This window comes from Oceanicola sp. D3 (assembly GCF_006351965.1).
Classification (GTDB): domain Bacteria; phylum Pseudomonadota; class Alphaproteobacteria; order Rhodobacterales; family Rhodobacteraceae; genus Vannielia.
On the sequence record NZ_CP040932.1, the window covers coordinates 2,760,338 to 2,779,051 of the forward strand.

Annotated in this window: 14 protein-coding genes; 6 read left to right on the forward strand and 8 right to left on the reverse strand. The window is 65.2% G+C overall.

The window, feature by feature from the left end; genetic code table 11:
* Positions 1 to 18: 18 nt before the first annotated feature.
* Positions 19 to 2,070, reverse strand: a complete 2,052-nt coding sequence (locus tag FHY55_RS13940) for a tripartite tricarboxylate transporter permease (RefSeq protein ID WP_140014774.1) — start codon at positions 2,068 to 2,070, stop codon at positions 19 to 21.
* Between the two features lie 134 nt (positions 2,071 to 2,204).
* The gene (locus FHY55_RS13945; protein ID WP_254695315.1) at positions 2,205 to 3,290 is read right to left on the reverse strand and encodes a tricarboxylate transporter; all 1,086 of its coding nucleotides are present in this window, start codon (positions 3,288 to 3,290) and stop codon (positions 2,205 to 2,207) included.
* Positions 3,291 to 3,409: 119 nt separating this feature from the next.
* On the opposite strand from FHY55_RS13945, the gene FHY55_RS13950 reads away from it, so the two are divergent.
* Together FHY55_RS13950 and FHY55_RS13955 are read left to right on the forward strand one after the other, a co-directional pair.
* A complete protein-coding gene (locus FHY55_RS13950; RefSeq protein ID WP_140014775.1) occupies positions 3,410 to 4,078 on the forward strand; it encodes a response regulator transcription factor in 669 nt (222 codons plus the stop codon).
* A complete protein-coding gene (locus FHY55_RS13955; RefSeq protein WP_140014776.1) occupies positions 4,075 to 5,433 on the forward strand; it encodes a sensor histidine kinase in 1,359 nt (452 codons plus the stop codon). The genes FHY55_RS13950 and FHY55_RS13955 overlap by 4 nt, the downstream gene beginning before the upstream one ends.
* 9 nt (positions 5,434 to 5,442) lie before the next feature.
* Here the strand turns inward: FHY55_RS13955 and FHY55_RS13960 are convergent, their stop codons facing one another.
* Positions 5,443 to 7,248, reverse strand: coding sequence for a gamma-glutamyltransferase family protein (locus FHY55_RS13960; RefSeq protein ID WP_140014777.1), 1,806 nt, complete (start codon positions 7,246 to 7,248; stop codon positions 5,443 to 5,445).
* Positions 7,245 to 8,321, reverse strand: a complete 1,077-nt coding sequence (locus FHY55_RS13965; protein ID WP_140014778.1) for an AbrB family transcriptional regulator — start codon at positions 8,319 to 8,321, stop codon at positions 7,245 to 7,247. Before FHY55_RS13965 ends, FHY55_RS13960 begins: the two co-directional genes overlap by 4 nt.
* Before the next feature lie 63 nt (positions 8,322 to 8,384).
* Here FHY55_RS13965 and FHY55_RS13970 point away from each other — a divergent pair, with 63 nt between their 5' ends.
* From FHY55_RS13970 to FHY55_RS13985, 4 genes are read left to right on the forward strand one after another with little or no spacing between them, the layout of a single operon-like run.
* Complete coding sequence (locus FHY55_RS13970) at positions 8,385 to 9,032, forward strand: GntR family transcriptional regulator (RefSeq protein ID WP_140014779.1); 648 nt, start codon at positions 8,385 to 8,387, stop codon at positions 9,030 to 9,032.
* Positions 9,029 to 10,420 carry an FAD-dependent tricarballylate dehydrogenase TcuA gene (tcuA, locus tag FHY55_RS13975; RefSeq protein WP_140014780.1) on the forward strand — a complete coding sequence of 464 codons (1,392 nt, stop codon included), beginning with the start codon at positions 9,029 to 9,031 and terminating at the stop codon, positions 10,418 to 10,420. Before FHY55_RS13970 ends, tcuA begins: the two co-directional genes overlap by 4 nt.
* Positions 10,410 to 11,507, forward strand: coding sequence for a tricarballylate utilization 4Fe-4S protein TcuB (tcuB, locus tag FHY55_RS13980; protein ID WP_140014781.1), 1,098 nt, complete (start codon positions 10,410 to 10,412; stop codon positions 11,505 to 11,507). Before tcuA ends, tcuB begins: the two co-directional genes overlap by 11 nt.
* A gap of 1 nt (position 11,508) precedes the next feature.
* Positions 11,509 to 12,204 carry a transporter substrate-binding domain-containing protein gene (locus FHY55_RS13985; RefSeq protein WP_168223013.1) on the forward strand — a complete coding sequence of 232 codons (696 nt, stop codon included), beginning with the start codon at positions 11,509 to 11,511 and terminating at the stop codon, positions 12,202 to 12,204.
* 57 nt (positions 12,205 to 12,261) lie between these two features.
* Here the strand turns inward: FHY55_RS13985 and FHY55_RS13990 are convergent, their stop codons facing one another.
* Genes FHY55_RS13990 through glgC form a run of 4 tightly spaced genes read right to left on the reverse strand, consistent with a single transcriptional unit; the run spans position 12,262 to position 18,702 of the window.
* Entirely contained in the window at positions 12,262 to 13,893 is a 1,632-nt protein-coding gene (locus FHY55_RS13990) for an alpha-D-glucose phosphate-specific phosphoglucomutase (RefSeq protein WP_140014783.1), read from the reverse strand.
* Positions 13,890 to 16,022: a glycogen debranching protein GlgX gene (gene glgX / locus FHY55_RS13995; RefSeq protein ID WP_140014784.1), complete on the reverse strand. Its 2,133-nt coding sequence runs from the start codon at positions 16,020 to 16,022 to the stop codon at positions 13,890 to 13,892. Before glgX ends, FHY55_RS13990 begins: the two co-directional genes overlap by 4 nt.
* Positions 16,022 to 17,446 carry a glycogen synthase GlgA gene (gene glgA / locus FHY55_RS14000; protein WP_168223014.1) on the reverse strand — a complete coding sequence of 475 codons (1,425 nt, stop codon included), beginning with the start codon at positions 17,444 to 17,446 and terminating at the stop codon, positions 16,022 to 16,024. Before glgA ends, glgX begins: the two co-directional genes overlap by 1 nt.
* Complete coding sequence (gene glgC / locus FHY55_RS14005) at positions 17,443 to 18,702, reverse strand: glucose-1-phosphate adenylyltransferase (RefSeq protein WP_140014786.1); 1,260 nt, start codon at positions 18,700 to 18,702, stop codon at positions 17,443 to 17,445. Before glgC ends, glgA begins: the two co-directional genes overlap by 4 nt.
* Positions 18,703 to 18,714 lie beyond the last annotated feature (12 nt).

The window sequence follows — 18,714 nt, forward strand, 5'->3', positions numbered from 1 at the left end:
ATGCGAGGGCAGCCCCCCTCACAGCGGCCAAGGCAGATCGACGAAGTTCTGAAGCAGCCCCGGCGGGAAATCGCGGTTCAGCGCGCCGGCGAGGAAGCAGATGAAGGCGATGCCCGCTGCCGTCAGCCCGAGGCTCCAGAGCCAGTTCAGCCCGGCGCGCAGCCGGAAGAAGGTGGTCATGAAGAGGGCCAGCGCGAGAATGAAGCCGAGCAGCGACGTCAGCACGAGCAGCGAGGCGAACCACGCCAGCGTGCCCCAGAGCGAATGCGGGGCCTCTGCGTCTTCGCCCGCGGCTTCGCGGTCAGCGAAGAGTTCGCTGTCTTCCCCCGCCAGCATCATCCGCGCCAGCAGGATCACCAGCGCCACAAGGCCGATGCTGGCCACGGTCAGCGGGAAGATCTTGTCGGAGGCGAGATCAATGGAGAAGGCGTTGATCCATGCCGTTGCGACATAGGCCAACAGCGCCAGCAGGAAGATCAGCGGAGCCCGTTTTGCGCCGGTGGCGACCTCTCCTTCGGAGCGGATCTGTTTGGATTGGCGGATGCCGTAGAAGACAGAGACCACCGTGAGAGCGAGGATCACCAAGACGATGGGGGTTGCGATATAGCCAAGGCCCTCTTCCATCCCGCGCTTGAACTTGAAGCTCGCGATCTGGTGAGCATTGGCCGAAAAGTTCTCGGCCTGCGTGGAGAGGACGAAGCCGATCAGGAAGGCCGGGCGCGACCAGTCGAACCGACGCAGGAAGATGCCGAGCAGGCCGATGCCGAACAGGGCCACCAGATCGCCCAGCGATTGGCGCGACTGGAAGGCCGCGAAGGAGATCAGCATGAAGAGGAAGGGCGCGAGCAGGGCAAAGCGGATTGTCGTCAGCCGTGCGATGGGCCCGGAGAGAGCGATACAGAGCCCGGCACCCAGCACATTGGCCAGCGCCAGCGACCAGACCACCGTGTAGGTGATGTCGAGGTTGTTCTGCACCAGTTGTGGCCCGGCCTCGTAGCCCAGAAGCGCCAGCCCGCCGATGAACACGGCCATGGAGCCGGAGCCGGGGATGCCGAAGATCAGCGTGGGCACCAGCCCGCCGCCCTCCTTGGCGTTGTTGGAGCTTTCCGGCCCGATGACGCCGCGAATATCGCCCTTGCCGAAGCCGTCACGGTCCTTCGAGGTTTGCACCGTGTGGCCATAGGCGATCCAGTCGACGACCGAGCCGCCGAGGCCGGGGATGACGCCGACGATCACGCCGATGGAGGAGCATCGAACGGAGAGCCAGATATTCGCCCACCAGTCGCGCAGGCCCTGTGCCCACCCTGCCCCGAGTTGCGCACCGCGGGCGATGGCCTGATTCTGGCGCAGGAGGCTGACGATTTCGGGGATGGCGAAGATGCCGAGGCCGACGATCACCAACTTGATGCCGTCAGAGAGGTATTGGTAGCTCTCAAAGCTCGCAGAGCCGGTGGCCGCGAGCATCCAGGATTCCGGGACCATGCGCAGCGATCCGCCATGCCCGGCCTCGCCGATGGTGCCGATCAGCAAACCGAGGCAGGCGGCGGCAACGCCTTTGAGCGCAATGCGCCCGGCGAGGATGGCCACCATGGCAAGGCCCAGCACGGTCACCGCGAGCATTTCCGGCAGGGCGAAAGCCAAGACCAGTGGCCGCGCGATCAGGATGAAGAAGGTCAGGATCGTAGCGCCGAGCAGACCGCCGAACAGCGAGGAGACGAAGGCCGCCGCCAATGCGCGTGCGGCTTCGCCCTTGCGGGCCAGTGGGAACCCGTCGAGCACAGTCGCTTGGCTGGCCGATGAGCCGGGAATGCCCATCAGGACGCTGGCAAACGTATCGGAGGTGGGCACCACCGCCACCAGCCCGACCATCAGTGCGAGGCCCGAGACTGGGTCCATGCCGAAGATGAAGGGCAGCACGAGGCTGAGGCCAGCGATTCCGCCAAGGCCGGGAAAGACACCGACGGACAGGCCCAACAGGACGCCAAGCGTGAGATACAGCAACTGTTGTGGCTGAAGGATGAGCGAGAATGCTTCTCCCAGCGCCGGAAGCGCAGTGGCGATCAGGTCCATCTTGGTCTCCGTTAAGGCTGGGTGCAGCGGGCAGCGCCCGTGCCCGAGGGGTCATATCCGGGAGGATGGCGGCGGCACCGATCGGGCAAGCGATCGGGCATGGGAGCCCTCATCTGGTGCCGCCGCCGGGATGGTTACTTCAGGGTGACGCCGTAGTCTTCCTGAAGCCAGTTGATAACGAAGTCCTTCGCCTCGGGGGCAACCTGCGTGCCCAGCTTGAGGGTGTTCTGCGCAGCCTCGCCAGTCATCTGCGGATAGACGCCAAGGCGGGCTTCGGAGATTTCGGCGAAGTCGTCACGCCCGATCACCTCGTTCAGCGCCGCTTCATAGCCTTCGATGGCCCAATCGGGGGCACCAGCCGGCAGGAAGATCATCTTCTGCGCCGGGAAACCCGCGATCATGAAGGCCTTCCATGCGTCCCAAGCCTCGCCGGAGGTTTCGCACCCTTCGGTTGCCTCGCAAACCTCTTTGAAGGACGGAATGTCGGGGAAGGTCGGGTCGCGCACGATGTTGCCCGCATCATCCAGCGCGCCCCAGGTCATCCACGGCACGGCTGCGCCGCTTTCGACCAGCGGGGTCACGTTAGCCAGATAGGCGGAGGAGGTCTGGTAATCCACGTTGGCTTCGCCGCGCTCGAACATCAGGCGGCCATCGCCACGGCCCTTGATGCCAAACACCGGCTCAACGTTCATGCCCAGCATCTTCCACGCCAGCAGCGGAACGAGATCCAGACGGGTTGCGCCCTGGCTGCCCCAGATGAAATCTTCGCCAGCAAGGCCGGATGCATCGAGACCGTCGAGCTTTTCGGCCATTTCGGGCGGCAGGAAGGCCACGCCGCCGGTGCCGGAGGCCAGAACCACGTTCCAATCGCCGTACTCGTAGCGCACGCGCGGATCGCCCAGCAGATAGGGGAATTGCGTGGAGCCGGAGGAGCCGAAAATCACGGTGCCTTCGGAGTCATCCCAGGTTTGCGCCTGAAACCAGTTTGCGCCTTTGGTGGAGCCAGCGCCGGGCATGTATTTTACCACGACGGTCGGATTGCCGGGCAGCGCCTCGGAAATCAGCGGTGCGTAGAAGTTTGCCCACTTGGCCGAGCCACCGGACTCGGAGAAGGGGATCACGAAATCCACGGTCTTGCCGGTCAGGTCGAGTTCCTGCGCAGCGCCCATGGTTGCAGTCACGGCGAAGCCCGCCGCCACGATGGCAGTTTTGATGGTCATAGGTAGTTCCTCCCATATAGGCCCCTCCTCAGGAGCCCCTTGCATCAGCAACGATTCGTCACTTGATGCGTGATAGGTATTCCATGAAGCTTGCGTGAACCTGACGAGAGCCAAAACAGATGCGGATTGCCATCGTCGATGACAACAAGGCCCTGGCGAAGGGGATTGCGTGGCGGATGCAGGACCGTGGCCATGCGACCGACTTGCTGCACGACGGGCTGGAGGCTGCTGACTTTCTGCGCAGCGACGCCAATGACATCGTGATATTGGACATCAACCTGCCGGGGCTCGACGGGCTGGCGATTTTGCGTGAGATGCGCCTGCGCGGCGATCAGCGGCCCGTGCTGTTGCTGACCGCCCGCGACAAGACATCCGACCGGGTGCATGGGCTGGATGCCGGTGCCGACGACTACCTTGTCAAACCTTTCGAGATGGACGAGCTGGAAGCAAGGGTGCGGGCGCTTTCGCGGCGGATCGCGCAGGCGCCTCAGGTTGAGCTGGCCTTGGGCAAGCTGCGGTTCATGCCCGAAACGCGTCAGGTTGAGCTGGACGGCAAGCTGCTTGCCCTGCCCCGGCGCGAGATTTCGGTGCTGGAGGCGCTGTTGCGGGCACGCGGAGGGGTGGTCTCCAAGGGGGCCCTGCTGGATCAGGTCTATGGCACCGGCGCGGATGTGGGCGAAACCTCGATCGAGGCGCATGTTTCGCGGCTGCGCAAGAAGCTGGCACCGGCGGCATTGGACATTCGGGTGCAGCGCGGGCTTGGCTACAGTTTGCAGGAGCGCATTTGACCCATTCATTGCGCCTGCGCCTGCTGCTGATCATCCTGACACCGCTGTTGGTGCTGGGGCTGATCGTGGGCATCTGGCGGGTGGAGGCGGCGCGGCAGACGGCGACCGAGTTTTTTGATCGCAACCTGATGTTCACCGCACTGGCGGTTTCGCGCGATGTGGCCCTGCTGGATGGCGATGCGATTTCGCCCGACACCGAAAGGCTGCTTGGTGAAACGGCGGGCGGCTCGGTGCGGTATCATGTCTATGCGCCAGATGGGGTGCTGGTGGTGGGCTATGCGGTGCCGCCGATCCCGGTCGACCGGCGGCTGCCGCAGGATGTGACTTTTCTGTACACCGATGCGCTCTATAAGGGCGCACGCGTGCGGGTGTTGCGGCTCAAGACAGAGGCCAGCATTGGCGGCATTTCCGGCACGTTCACCACGACCGTTTGGCAAAGCATGGCTGCGCGCAACCAGTTTGCCCTGCAACTGGCGCTCCGAGCGGGCGCGGTGATTGCCTCGCTCATCGGTGCGGTGGCGCTGCTTGTCTGGTTCGGGGTGCGCCACGGTCTGAAACCGCTGACCGATCTCGAAGAGGCGATCTCGCGGCGCTCCCCGGAAGACCTCAGCCCGATCCGCCGCGCCGTGCCCGAAGAGACCCAAGGCCTGGTGGGGCGTTTGAACACGCTGTTCACCAAGCTCGGCGCGAGCATGGAGGCGCAGGCGGCCTTCGTTTCGGATGCCGCGCATCAGCTGCGCAATCCGATTGCCGGGTTGCAGGCCTTGGCCGCCGCCATCCTCACCGCCCCGTCGCTGGAGGCCGCGCGGGAACGGGCCGAAGACCTGGCCGCCGAGGCTGACGCTGCGGGGCAGCTGGCCAACCGGCTGCTCACGCTGGAGCGCGCGCGGGCCGAGAGCGGCACGGAGGGGTTTGAACGCCTCAACCTTGCAGAAATCGCCGCCGGTGTGGCGGCAGGCTTTGCGCCAAAGGCCAAAGCGCGGGGCTTGGAGCTGGAGGTCGATCTGCCCGAAGGCGAGCTGCCTGTGCTGGGCGATACGATCATGCTGGGTGAGGCTGTGACAAACCTGCTCGACAATGCGCTCATGCATGGCGGGCCCGGCATGACGAAGGTCTCCCTCGCCCTGCAGGCCGACGAAAAGGCCCGTGTCTCGGTGCGCGACAACGGGCGCGGCGTGGCCGCCAGCGAAGTGCCCAAGATCCTCTCGCGGTTCGGGCAGGCGCGGTCGGGGCCGGGCAGCGGGCTTGGGCTGTCGATTGCCGAGGCCGTGGCGGTGCGCCACGGCGGAACGCTGACGGTGGAGCCCTCCGGCGAGGGCTTTGGCGTAGAGATCAGCCTGCCGCGCGCGGCCTGAACGCGCCGCTCACCGCCCGGCGGCGTAGGCCTGCATGAGGCGCGGCGTTGCGGCGGCCTTCAACACCCCCTCCGGTGACCGGCTCGTTGCCGTGAGCCGCCCGATCGACCACGGCTCGGCCACGTTCAACAGGTGACCCCTCTCGCGCAGGGCCTCCAGCGTTGGCGCGGGAAAGTTTGGCTCGATCATCACCACACCGGGTTTGCAGCCGCGCGGATAGAAGCTCGCCTGAAGGTGCTGAGTGTGAAACAGCGGCCCGTCGATGGCGGCTTGCAGGTTCATGCCCTGATGCACGAGGCGGAGCAGGAAGGTGAGCTGCCACTGCTCCTGCTGGTCGCCACCGGGCGTGCCGAAAGCGAACCGCGTGCCATCGGGCCGCTGGGCCATTGACGGGGTGAGCGTGGTGCGCGGGCGGCGACCGGGGGCGAGCGTTGTTGGCAGGCCCTCGTCCAGCCAGAACATCTGCGCACGGCTGTTGAGCGGCACGCCGAGGCCGGGCACCACCGGGTTGGATTGCAGCCAGCCGCCCGAGGGCGTGGCCGACACCATATTGCCCCAGCGATCGATGACATCGACGTGCACCGTGTCTCCCTCCGCCGGAGGTTTGGGCGTGGAGGCGAGATGCGCAAAGGTTGGCTCCCCGCCGCCGATCCCGGCGTCGCTGGGCTGCACCCGGGCGGCCCGCTCGACAAAGGCCCGCGCCTGCGCCTCGAAGCCTTCAACCTCTCCGGGGCGCTGCGCCATGCTGGCCGCCTCGCCGATCAGCGCGGCGCGCCGCGCGGCGTATGCGGGCGACAGCAGCACCTCCATCGGCACCGCGCTGTGATCGGGGTCGCCGTAATAGGCTTCCCGGTCGGCCATCGACAGCTTGAGGGTTTCGACAATGCGATGAACGGCAACGTCCGAGAGCGGGTCTTCGGCCCCGAAGCCCTGCGCCTCCAGCAGCCTCAGCGATTGCAGCAGGGACGGCCCCTGCGACCACGGCCCGGCCTTCCAGACCTGCCAGCCGTGGTAATCGACCGACACTGCGGGTTCGGTGGTGGCGCGCCAACCGGCCATGTCCTGCCCGCTCAAGACCCCCTTGCGGCGCTCGCCGGTGCCATCAAGCACGCAGGCGTCTTGCAGGTAGTCCTCAATCGCGCTGGCCACGAAGCCTTCGGCAAACGCCTTTCGGGCGGCCTCGATCTGCGCCTCGCGCCCCTGCACGGCTTCCGCCTCGTCCAGCAGCCGACGCCAGAAAGCCGCCAACTGAGGATTGCGAAACAGGGCGCCCGGCGCGGGGGCTTCGCCATCGGCAAGCCATGTGTCAGCGGAGGTTGGCCAGTGTTCACGGAACAGTTCTGCATTCTGCGCGATCATCGCCGATACGCTCGCCAGCATCGGGTGGCCCTCGGCGGCGTAGTGGATGGCCGGCTCCAGCACCTCGCGCAGGGGCATGGTGCCGTGCTCCAGCAGCATCACCATCCACGCATCGAAGGCTCCGGGGATCACCGTTGCCAGCAGCCCCGCGCCGGGGATCAGCTCCAGCCCTTCGGCGCGATACTTTGCCAGCGTAGCCCCGGCGGGGGCCGGGCCCTGCCCGCAGATTACCGACGGGGCCTGCGCACCGGCGGGCCAGATCAGCGCGGGCATGTCGCCCAGCGGCCCGTTCAGATGCGGCTCCACCACGTTGAGCGTGAAGCCCATGGCAACGGCCGCGTCAAAGGCATTGCCGCCCGCCTCGAGCATCTTCATGCCAACGGCTGTGGCAATCCAATGGGTGGACGCACAAACGCCGAAGGTGCCCTGCAACTCCGGGCGCGTGGTGAAACTCATGGTTCATCCTTTCGAGAGGGCATCAAGAACCGCGCGGCCAGCGGGGCGCCGGTGATGACGAGAAAGACACGGGCCAGATGATGCACGATGACAAAGCCAAGGTCAGCCCCCGCGACGATGGCCAGCACCGTCATTTCGGCCTGCCCCCCCGGCGCGAAGGCAAGGAAGCCCTCGACCTGCGGCGCCAGCCCCAGCAGCACGACGATTTCGGTGAAGATCGTCGCCAGCACGGCGAGGATCAGCACAAAGACCACGCCCGCCAGCACGACGCGCCGCAGCTCGACCAGCGTGATGCCAACGTAGCCAACGCCGATCGCTATGCCGATGAAGAACTGCGCCGCGAGGATCGCCTCGGCCGGGGGGCGGGCGTGGATCAGGCCCGAGAGGCTGAGGATTGCGGTCACAATCATCGGGCCGAGGATGGAAGCGCCGAACAGCCCGATCCGCTCGCCGCCCTTCCACCCGACCAACGCCGCGGCGGCCATCAGCAGCAGCTCCAGCGGCGGGATCTCGGTGGCCGGGGCGCCGATGTCATTGGTCAGCGCGGAGCCGAATCCAAAGGTCAGGATGACCGGGGCGACAGTGACGATGATCATCACCCGCGTGGCGTGGATCAGCGACAGGGCGCGCGGATTGCCCCCCGCCTCGGTGCCGAAGATGATCATATCCTGCAGCCCGCCGGGCATGGCGGCATACCACGATGTGACCCGGTCAAACCCGTGGACGCGGTGAAAATAGGGCACGCCGATCAGCCCGATGGCGATGATATAGAGCGGGATGAAGGCCAGCGAGGCCGCCATTGCCGGCAGCGCGGCGACCACATCGGGCGTAAGCGATGCGCCTACAGCCACGCCCAGAATGGTGCGGAAGCCGGTAGAAATCTGGCCGAAGCCCTTGAGTGGGCGTTGCAGCAAGGCCGCGCCAAGGCAGCCGAAGAGCGGGCCGAAGAGAAAGGGCAAGGGCAGCCCGAGGGCCATGAACAGCGCTACGCCACCGGCGGCAATCAGCGCGGTTTCGATCCGGCGGGAGGTGTTGGTGCGGGGAGCGGGGGATTGGTCGGGGGCGGCGGGCATGGTCTGATCCTATATTGCATCCCCATGCATACACAGGTATTCAATCTGTGCAAGGAGCACACCATGACCGACCAGAAGCCGCCGGAGCTGTCACAAGGGCAAGAGGCCCATCGCCGGATTCTCGAAGAGATCCGCGCAGGCCGCCTGCTGCCCGGCGACCGGCTGATGGAGGTGGAGCTTGCCAAGCGGCTCGGGTTTTCTCGCACCCCGGTGCGCGAGGCGATCCGCCAGCTTGAGAGCGATGGCGTGGTGAGCCATGTGCCGCGCGTGGGGGCGGCCATCCGGCGGCTGGATCACGCCGAGATCTCGGAACTTTACGACATGCGCGCCGTGCTGGAGAGCACCGCCGCGCGTTTTGCCGCCCGCGCCGCCTCGGAGGTGGAACTGGCGGAACTGGCCTCCATCCAGCAGGCAATGGCAACGGGGGATGGCGACGTTTATGTACTCAACCGGCAATTCCACGCCGCGCTGCTGGATGCGGCCCGCAACCGCTTTCTGAAAAAGGCGGTGGCCTCGATTCACACGACGCTGCTCATTCTTGGCCCCTCCACCCTGCGCGAAGACCAGCGCGCCGAAGATGCGCTGAAAGAGCACGCCGCGATTCTCGCGGCCCTGCAAGCCCGTGACGAGGACGCCGCAGAGCGGGCGATGCGCGGGCATATCATGGCGGCTCACGGCGCCCGCCTGAAGCAGATGAGACAACAGACATGAGCGAAGAAGCCGAGCTTTGGGATGTGATCGTTGTCGGGGGTGGCAATGCCGCGCTCTGCGCCGCGATCGAAGCCGCCGAGCGTGGCTGCCGGGTCGCCATTTTGGAGAGCGCGCCCAAGTCGCACCGGGGCGGCAACTCGCGCCACACCCGCAATTTTCGCTGCATGCATCGGGGACCCCTTTCGGTGCTGACAGATGCCTACGGCGAAGACGAATACTTTGACGACCTGCTGCGCGTCACAAAGGGCGAAACCGACGAGGCCTTGGCCCGCATGGTGATCCGCCAGTCGGAAGCCTGCCTGCCGTGGATGGAAGCGCATGGCGTTCGGTTTCAGCCCTCGCTCTCTGGCACCTTGTCGCTGTCGCGGACCAATGCGTTTTTTCTCGGCGGAGGGAAGGCGCTGGTGAATGCCTATTACAACACCGCCGAAGACCTTGGGGTGCAGGTTTTCTACGACGCGGAGGTGACCCATGTGCACCTTGAGGGCGGCCGGTTTGACGCGGTGGATGTGCGGATAGGCGGCACGACGCGGCGAATGGCGGGCAAGGCGGCGGTGCTGGCCTCTGGCGGGTTTCAGGGTGATATCGACTGGCTTGCGCGGGCCTGGGGGCCTGCGGCGCGCAACTTCCTGATCCGCGGAACGCCGTATAACCGCGGTGTCGTGCTGAGAGACATGCTCGACCAAGGCACGCAGAGTGTGGGCGACCCGACCCAGTGCCATGCCGTGGCCATCGACGGGCGCGCGCCAAAGTTTGATGGTGGCATCGTCACCCGGCTCGATTGCGTGCCCTTCTCGGTGGTGGTCAACCGCGATGGCGAGCGGTTTTACGACGAGGGGGAGGATGTTTGGCCGAAGCGCTACGCCATTTGGGGGCGGCTGGTGGCGGCGCAGCCCGAGCAGGTGGGCTATGCGATCATCGACTCCAAATCCCTTGAGCTTTTCATGCCGTCGGTCTTTCCACCGATCAAGGCGGACACCATCGAAGGGTTGGCGCAGCAGATGGGCTTGCCCGAGGCCAAGCTCGCCGAGACGATCACAACCTTCAACAATGCCTGCCGCCCCGGTGCCTTCCACCCCACCGAGCTTGATGGGCTGGCCACCGAGGGGCTGGAGCTGCCCAAGACAAATTGGGCCCGCTCGATCAACGAGCCGCCTTTCTACGGATACTCGCTGCGCCCCGGCGTAACCTTCACCTACCTTGGGCTGCGGGTTGACGAGGGCGCGCGCGTGCAGGGGCCGGAGCACCCGCTGGAGAACGTTTGGGCGGCGGGCGAGATCATGGCCGGGTCGATCCTTGGCCAAGGCTATCTTGCCGGCTTCGGCATGACGATTGGCACCGTCTTCGGACGCATTGCAGGACAGGAGGCCGCGGGCCATGTCAGTTGACCTTACCGCCCCCCTGACAGAGGCGCAGGGCGAGGCCGCGCGCCAGATCGAGATTTGCAACGCCTGCCGCTACTGCGAGGGGTATTGCTCGGTCTTTCCGGCGATGTTCAAGGAGCGCGCCTTTGACGGCGGCGACATCACGCAACTGGCCAACCTCTGCCACAACTGCCGGGGCTGCTACTACGCCTGCCAGTATACCGAGCCGCATGAGTTTGCGCTCAACCTGCCTGCCGCTCTGGCCGAAGCGCGCAGCGAGAGTTGGGAACGCCATGCGTGGCCGGGGGCCTTCGCCCGGCTGTTTCAACGCCAAGGCACCGCTTTGGCGGCGGCGCTGGTAGTGGGGATCGCGGCGCTGTTTTGGGCCTTCTCGGCCATTGGTGGCACGGGCGAGGGTTTTTACGCCTACCTCTCGCACGCGGCGATGGTGGCGATCTTCGCCCCGGCCTTCCTGCTTCCGCTGCTCTCCATCGCCATCAGCCTGCGCGGCTACTGGCGCGAGGTGGGCGGGCGGCGCATTGCGCTGGCGGATTGGGCCGAGGCGGGGCGGATGATTGGCCAGATGCGCAACCTTGATGGCGGACAGGGGCAAGGCTGCAACTTCGAAAAGGGTGACCGTTTCTCGAACACGCGGCGCCATGCGCATCAGGCGGTGCTCTGGGGCTTCTTGCTGTGCTTCGCCTCCACCGCCTCGGGCACCTTGATGCACTACCTCCTCGGGCTGCAAGCGCCCTACGCCCTCTTCAGCCTGCCCAAGCTGCTCGGCATCCCCGGCGGCCTGTTGCTTGTTGTCGGCACCGGCGGGCTTGCATGGCTGAAGACAAAGGCCGATCCGGCGCTGGGAGATCACCGCGTGTGGGGAGGTGAGATGGGCTTCATCCTGCTGCTTGGTGTGACCGGCCTGACCGGCCTTATTCTCTACGCTGCAACCGGCACACCGCTGGTGCCGGGCCTGCTGGCGCTGCATCTTGGCGCTGTGCTCGCCTTCTTTCTCACCCTGCCCTACTCCAAGATGGCGCATGGGTTTTACCGCACCGCCGCCCTGCTGCGTGACGCGCAGATCAAGCGGCTGGGTGCGGAGGGGCCATAGCATGGCCGAAGCTGATCTGGCGGCCATCGCACCTTCCGGGCGGCTGCGGGCGGCGATCAACACCGGCAACCGAGCGCTGGTGCAACAGAACGGCGCCAGCCTTGAAGGCATCAGCCCCGCACTCGCCCGCCGCCTTGCCGATGAGATCGGCGCCCGGTTTGAGCCGGTTATCTACGACGGGGCGGGCAAGGTCTTTGCCGATGCAGAACGGGGTATCTGGGATGTGGGCTTTCTGGCGATTGATGCGGTGCGGGCAGAGCGCATCAGCTTTGCCCGGCCCTACCACGTGATCGAAGCCACCTACGCCGCGCGGGCGGGCAGTGACATCCATGATACAAAGGACGCAGACCGCCCCGGCGTGACGGTGCTCACCTCGACCGGCTCAGCCTATGACATGTATCTCAGCGCCAATCTGGCCCATGCCCGGCTGGAGCATTCCGGCACCCCCACTGAGAGTTTTGCCGAGTTTCGCGACGGGCGCGGCGATGTGGTGGCCGGGGTGCGGGCCTCCTTGGAGCGTTACTTCAAGGGTGACAGGGAGGTTCGCATTCTGCCCGGGGTTCTGACCAAGGTGGAGCAGACGATGGTGCTGCCCGGCCCGAGGAACCCGCGGATTTCTGCCCTGGACAGGTTTGTGGCGCGCGCGATTGAAGACGGTTTTGTTGCCGCACATCTAAAGGGCGCCGGGGCGGGCTAACCCGCACCTTGGGCCGTGGGGTGAGTGCGGGTCGAGATTTCCCAAAGCGGCGGGGCCTCAGGTGATAACGTCTGGCTTGCTGCGACCGGTGCGCTGCGAAATGCCTGCAAGCGCGTCTGCGGCCTCGATGATCGGGGCCAGTGCCTCTTGCGGATCTTGGTGGAGGGCGTTGGGAGACGTTTCGAGCCGTTCGAGATAGACCCTCAGGGTTGCGCCCTCGGTTCCGGTGCCGGAGAGGCGAAACACCACGCGCCCGCCGCCTTCAAAGAAGATCCGCAGCCCCTGCCCCTTTGCGACGGAGCCATCGACCGGGTCGTGATAGGAAAACTCATCTGCCTCGGTCACCGTCAGGCCAGCAACCTCCATGCCGGGGAGCGTTGAAAGCCGCTCTCTCAGGCTGTTCATCAGGACATTGGCAGACTCTGTTTCGACGGCCTCGTAATCGTGCCGGGAGTAATAGTTGCGCCCGTAGCGCGCCCAATGGTCGGCCATCAGCTGCGAAACGGATTTGCCTGTCGCAGCGAGGATGTTGAGCCAGAGCAGCACCGCCCAGAGCCCGTCTTTCTCGCGCACGTGGTTTGAGCCTGTGCCGGCGCTCTCCTCGCCGCAGAGCGTCACCCGCCCGGCATCGAGCAGGTTGCCGAAAAACTTCCACCCCGTGGGCGTCTCAAAGCAGGCCATTCCCTTGGCCTCTGCAACACGGTCGGCTGCGGCGGAGGTGGGCATGGAGCGGGCGACACCGGTAAGGCCATTGGCATAGCCGGGGGCCAGATGGGCGAGATCGGCCAGAACGGCGAGGCTGTCAGATGGGCTGACGTAGCAGTTGGCGCCCACGATCATGTTGCGGTCGCCGTCGCCATCCGATGCGGCACCGAAGTCGGGCGCATCCTCGCCATACATCCTGTCCATCAGGGGCTTTGCCCAAACCGGGTTTGGGTCCGGGTGGCCGCCGCCAAAATCGGGTTTCGGTACGCCGTTGATCACCGTGCCAGCAGGTGCCCCAAGGCGGGTTTCGAGGATGTCGCGGGCATAGGGGCCGGTGATGGCGTGCATGGCATCGAAACAGGCCCGAAACCCACCCTTGAACAGGGCGGAAATGGCCTCGAAATCGAAGAGCCCGGCCATCAGCTCGGCGTAATCCGCCACCGGATCGACGATTTCGACTTCCATCTCGCCGAGCTGGCTGGTGCCGATTTGCTCAAGCGCGACCGCGCCGCCATCGAAGATGTGGTAGGCGGCGATGTCCTGCGTGCGGGCGAAGATCTCGTCGGTCACGCCTTCGGGCGCGGGGCCGCCGTTGGGGCCGTTGTATTTGAGCCCGAAGTCCTCGTCCGGGCCGCCGGGGTTGTGGCTGGCCGAGAGGATGAGGCCGCCATCGGCCCCGCGCTTGCGGATCAGGTGCGATGCGGCGGGCGTAGAGAGCAAGCCCCCCTGCCCCACGATGCAGCGCGCCGCGCCGTTGGCCTCGGCAATGCGCAGGATGGTCTCGATGGCGGTGTCGTTGAAATAGCGACCGTCGCCACCAACCACCAGAACCTTGCCCTCGACACCGCCGATGCCGTCGAAGATGGCCTGCACGTAGTTTTCCAGATAGCCCGGCTCCATGAAGATGCGGGTTTTCTTGCGCAATCCGCTGGTGCCCGGCTTTTGCCCGGCGATCGGCTGCGTTTTTACCGTTTTACGGCTCATGCTTTGGCCCTCCTTCCACGATGTTCTACCGCCATATCCCTGCCGTCGGTGATTGGGCAGAGTTCGAAGGCCACCACGCTGTCTTCGGCGACGTTGGCAACCCCGGCGCGGGCCGGCTGCGCGTTGTGGCTGGAGGTGTCGATGACGCGGCGCCAGCGGTGGCCGGGCAAGGTCTCTGGCAAGGTGACGCGCAGCGCGGCACCGGCGTTGAACACAAGGTAGACCGCGCCGAAGCGTGGCTCATACGCCGGGGTGCCCCGGGCCATGCGCATCTCGACGCCGACGAAATGCAGGTCATCGCGGCCCCAGTCTTCCTCGGCCATCGCATCGCCATCGGCGCGGCGCCAGAAGACATCGGGCTTGCCATCGACGGCCCGCGTGCGTGAGTGCAAAAAGCGCTTTTGCCGCAAGATCGGCGTGGCCTTGCGAAAGGCGATGATCTGGCGGCAGAAAGCGAGGAAATCAGGATCGGCCTCGTCCCAGTTGACCCAGCCGATCTCGTTGTCCTGACAGTAGGCGTTGTTGTTACCGCCCTGCGAGTTGCCCAGCTCGTCGCCTGCGAGGATCATCGGCGTGCCCTGACTGAGCATCAGCGTGGCCATGATATTTCTGCGCCGCCGGGCGCGTTTGGCGATGATCGCCGGATCGTCGGTCGGCCCCTCTACACCGCAATTGTCCGAGCAGTTGTGATCATGCCCGTCGCGGCTGTCTTCGCCATTGGCCTCGTTGTGCTTGTGGTTGTAGCTGACGGTGTCCATCAGGGTGAAACCGTCATGCGCGGTGACGAAATTGATCGAGGTGGTGGCAGGTCGACCGTCATGGTCAAACCGAATGGCCGAGCCTGTCACGTGCCCGGCCAGCTTGCGGGTGCTCAGCGCATCGCCGCGCCAGAACTTGCGGACATTGTCGCGATACTTGTCATTCCATTCCGCGAAGGGCGAGGAGAAGGCCCCGAGCTGATAGCCATCAGGCCCCACGTCCCAGGGCTCGGCGATCATCTTGACCTTATTGAGCACCGGATCCTGCCGGATGGAGCGGCAGAAGGCGCCGTCACGGTCAAACTGCCCACCGCTGCGGGCCAATGTGGCGGCCAGATCAAAGCGGAACCCGTCTACATGCATGGTTTCGACCCAGTAGCGCAGGGAATCCATGACCATTCGCAGCACGAAGGGATGATCCATATCGAGCGTGTTGCCGCAGCCGGTGTCGTTGATGTAGCAGCGCTTGTCTTCGGCCAGCCGGTAGTAGCTGGCGTTGTCGAAGCCGCGGAAGCTCAGTGTGGGCCCGCGCTGGTCGCCCTCGGCGGTGTGGTTGTAGACCACATCGAGGATCACCTCGATCCCGGCAGAATGGAACCGGGCAACCATCTGTTGAAACTCGGAAATTTCCTTTCGGCTCAGAAACCGGGGATCGGGCGCAAAGAACCCGTAGGTCATGTAGCCCCAGTAGTTGCTGAGCCCCTTGTCGACCAAGAACCGGTCATCAACCGAGGCGTGAACGGGCATCAGCTCGATCGCGGTTACGCCAAGGTCTTTCAGGTGCCTCAGCATCGGCTCGGAGGCCATCGCAAGGAATTTGCCCGCGTTGGGGATGTCCTTGCGCATGGCGGTCAGGCCTTTGACATGCGCTTCGTAGATGATCGTATCGACCCAAGGTGTATCGAGCCGCAGCCGCTCCTGTCGCCCCCATGCAAAGGAGGGGTCGGCCACGACCGATCTCGGCATGTAGGGGGCGCTGTCGCGGGTGTCGAAGCTGAGGTCTTCATCCGGGTGGCCGATTTCGTAGCCATAGAGCGCGTCGTGCCATTGCAGGTGCCCGGTGAGCTGCTTGGAATAAGGGTCGATCAGCAGCTTGTGCGGGTTGAACCGGTGGCCCTCCTGCGGGGCATAGGGGCCATGCACCCGGTAGCCGTATTGCTGCCCCGGGCGCAGCCCATCGACATAGCCGTGCCAGATGTGCCCCTCGCGCTCGACAAGGTCGATCAGGAAGGTCTCGTGGCCCTGATCGTCGCACAGGCAGAGCGTGACCCGCGTTGCATGCTGCGAAAACACGGCAAAGTTGACGCCCTGGCCATCAAATGTTGCGCCCAGCGGATGCGGGCGGCCCGCACTGAGTTGGTTTGACGTCATCAGGCGGCCTCGATCAGATCAGCATAAAGGGCGGCATAGGCAGCGGCGGATGGCCCCCAGCCAGCGGGGTGCGCCATTGCGTTGCGCTGCACCTTTGACCACAGCTTGGGGGCCTGAAAAAGGGTGCAAAGCCGAGACAATGCGTTGCCCAGCGCCTCTGCGGTGATCGGGTGGAACTGGAGCCCGGTGGCCACCTCGCGGGCCATTGTTGCTGGCGTCATCGGGATGACGGTGTCGGCAAGGCCGCCGGTCAGGGCAACCACTGGCACCGTGCCGTAGCGCAGCCCGTAAAGCTGGGTCAGCCCGCAGGGCTCGAACCGGGAGGGCACGATGATTGCGTCGCCCCCGGCGATCATGCGGTGTGAGAGGGCCTCGTCATAGCCGAGGCGCACGGCAACATTCGGATCGTCCATCGCCTTAAAGGCCGCCTCCAGCCCCGGATCACCGGAGCCGAGCAGTGCAAGCTGCCCGCCGCCGCCAAGCAGCGCGGGCAAGGCCTGTTGCAAAAGGTCCAGCCCCTTTTGTTCGGTCATCCGCGAGACCACCACGCAGAGCGGGCCATCGGTTTCGGGCAGGCCAAATTCGGCGCGCAGGGCCTTTTTGTTGGCCAGCTTGCCGCGTGGCGTTTTGTAGGTGTGGATGTGGCTATCAACCTCGGGCGACCAGACGGTGAGATCAATCCCGTTGAGGATGCCCGACAGATCAGCGCGGCGGCTGCGCAGCACCCCATCCAGCCCCATGCCGAACTCTGGCGTTTTCAGCTCTTCGGCGTAGGTCGGCGATACGGTGGTGAGGTGATCGGCAAAGACCAGCCCGGCCTTGAGCGCCGAAATCTGCCCCCAGTATTCCACGCCATCTTTGCTCAGGTCCGCCTTGGCGATCCCCAGAGCGCGGGCGCGGGCCATCGGGGCGTGGCCCTGAAAGGCGATGTTGTGAACCGTCAGGATGCTTGGCACCGGCTCCGCCGCGCCCCGCTTGAGATAGTAGGGCACGAGCCCCGCCTGCCAGTCGTGACAATGCACCAGATCGGGGCGCCACGCCCCCAGCTCGCCAGCGGCAATATCCGCCGCCACGCGGCTGAGCGCAGCGAAGCGCTCGGGGTTATCGGGCCAGTCGAGGCCATCCGGGCCAAGGTAGATGCTACCGGCCCGGTCAAACAGATGCGGCGCATCGAGCACCAGCAGCTCCAGCCCGGCTGCCTGCCCCGCAAGCAAGCGGGCCGCGCCGCCAAAGCAGCCGTCGATCTGCGCCACCTCCGTGGCCTTGCCCAGCGCCGCCATCACAGCCGGGTAGCCCGGCAAGAGGGTGCACATCTCGACGCCGTGCTCATGCAGGGCGGCGGGCAGAGCCCCGGCCACATCGGCCAATCCGCCGGTCTTGATGAGTGGCGCGCACTCGGAGGCGACGGAGAGAACCTTGATCACTGGGCAGCTTCCCATTTGGCAACCATGTCTGCGGTAATGAGGGTTGTCCCCTTTTCGGTGACGCGGAAGAACTTGGCGTCTTCAACCGGATCTTCCCCCACCACGAGCCCCTTGGGGATTTCGACACCCCGGTCGATCACGCATTTGCGCAGCCGGGCCGAGCGGTGGACGACCACATCGGGCAAGACGACCGAATGATCGAGCACGGCGTAGGAATTGGTGTGCACCTGCGTGAACAGCAGTGAGTTGCGCACCTCGGTGCCCGAAATGACGCAGCCGCCCGACACCATCGACGAGATCGCCACGCCCCGGCGGTCTTTCTCGTCGTGGATGAACTTGGCTGGCGGGGCAGACTCGGAATAGGTCCAGATCGGCCAATCCCTATCCCAGAGATCAAGCTCGGGGGTGAAGTCGGTAAGGTCGATATTGGCCTCCCAGAAGGCATCGAGCGTGCCGACGTCGCGCCAGTAGCTCGGCGCACCCTCGGCGCGCACGCAGCTGTCATCGAAGCGGTGGGCGATGGCCTTGCCGTTCTTCACGATGTCGGGGATCAGATCATTGCCGAAATCATGCGAGGAGTTGGTATCTTCGGCATCGGCCAGCAAAAGCTCGCGCAGGAAACTCCATTTGAAAACGTAGATCCCCATCGAGGCCAGTGCCTTTGTCGGGTCTTCCGGCGTGGCGGGCGGATCAGCGGGCTTTTCGAGGAAGGAGGTGATGCGGCTTTCGGTATCCACCGCCATCACCCCGAAGGCCGAGGCGTCCTTGCGCGGCACCGTCAGGCAGCCAATCGTCACGTCGGCATCGGCCTTGACGTGCTGCTCCAGCATGATCTCGTAATCCATCTTGTAGATATGATCGCCTGCAAGGATTACGATGTAGTCAATGCCGTAGCTGTCGACGATGTCGATGTTTTGGGTCACCGCATCGGCAGTGCCGCGATACCACATCGACTCCGACACGCGCTGCGAGGCGGGCAGGATATCGAGAAACTCGTTGCGCTCGGCGCGAAAGAAGTTCCAGCCGCGCTGGCAGTGGCGGATCAGCGAATGGGCCTTGTACTGGGTGGCCACAGCCATTCGGCGGATGCCGGAATTGACGGCGTTGGACAGGGCGAAGTCGATGATCCGGGTCTTGCCGCCGAAATACACGGCCGGTTTGACCCGCCGGTCGGTCAGCTCTTTCAGGCGCGAGCCGCGCCCACCCGCCAACACGAATGCCATCGAGCGTTGAGACAACCTCTTGGTTTCGACCATGTCCGTTTCCTC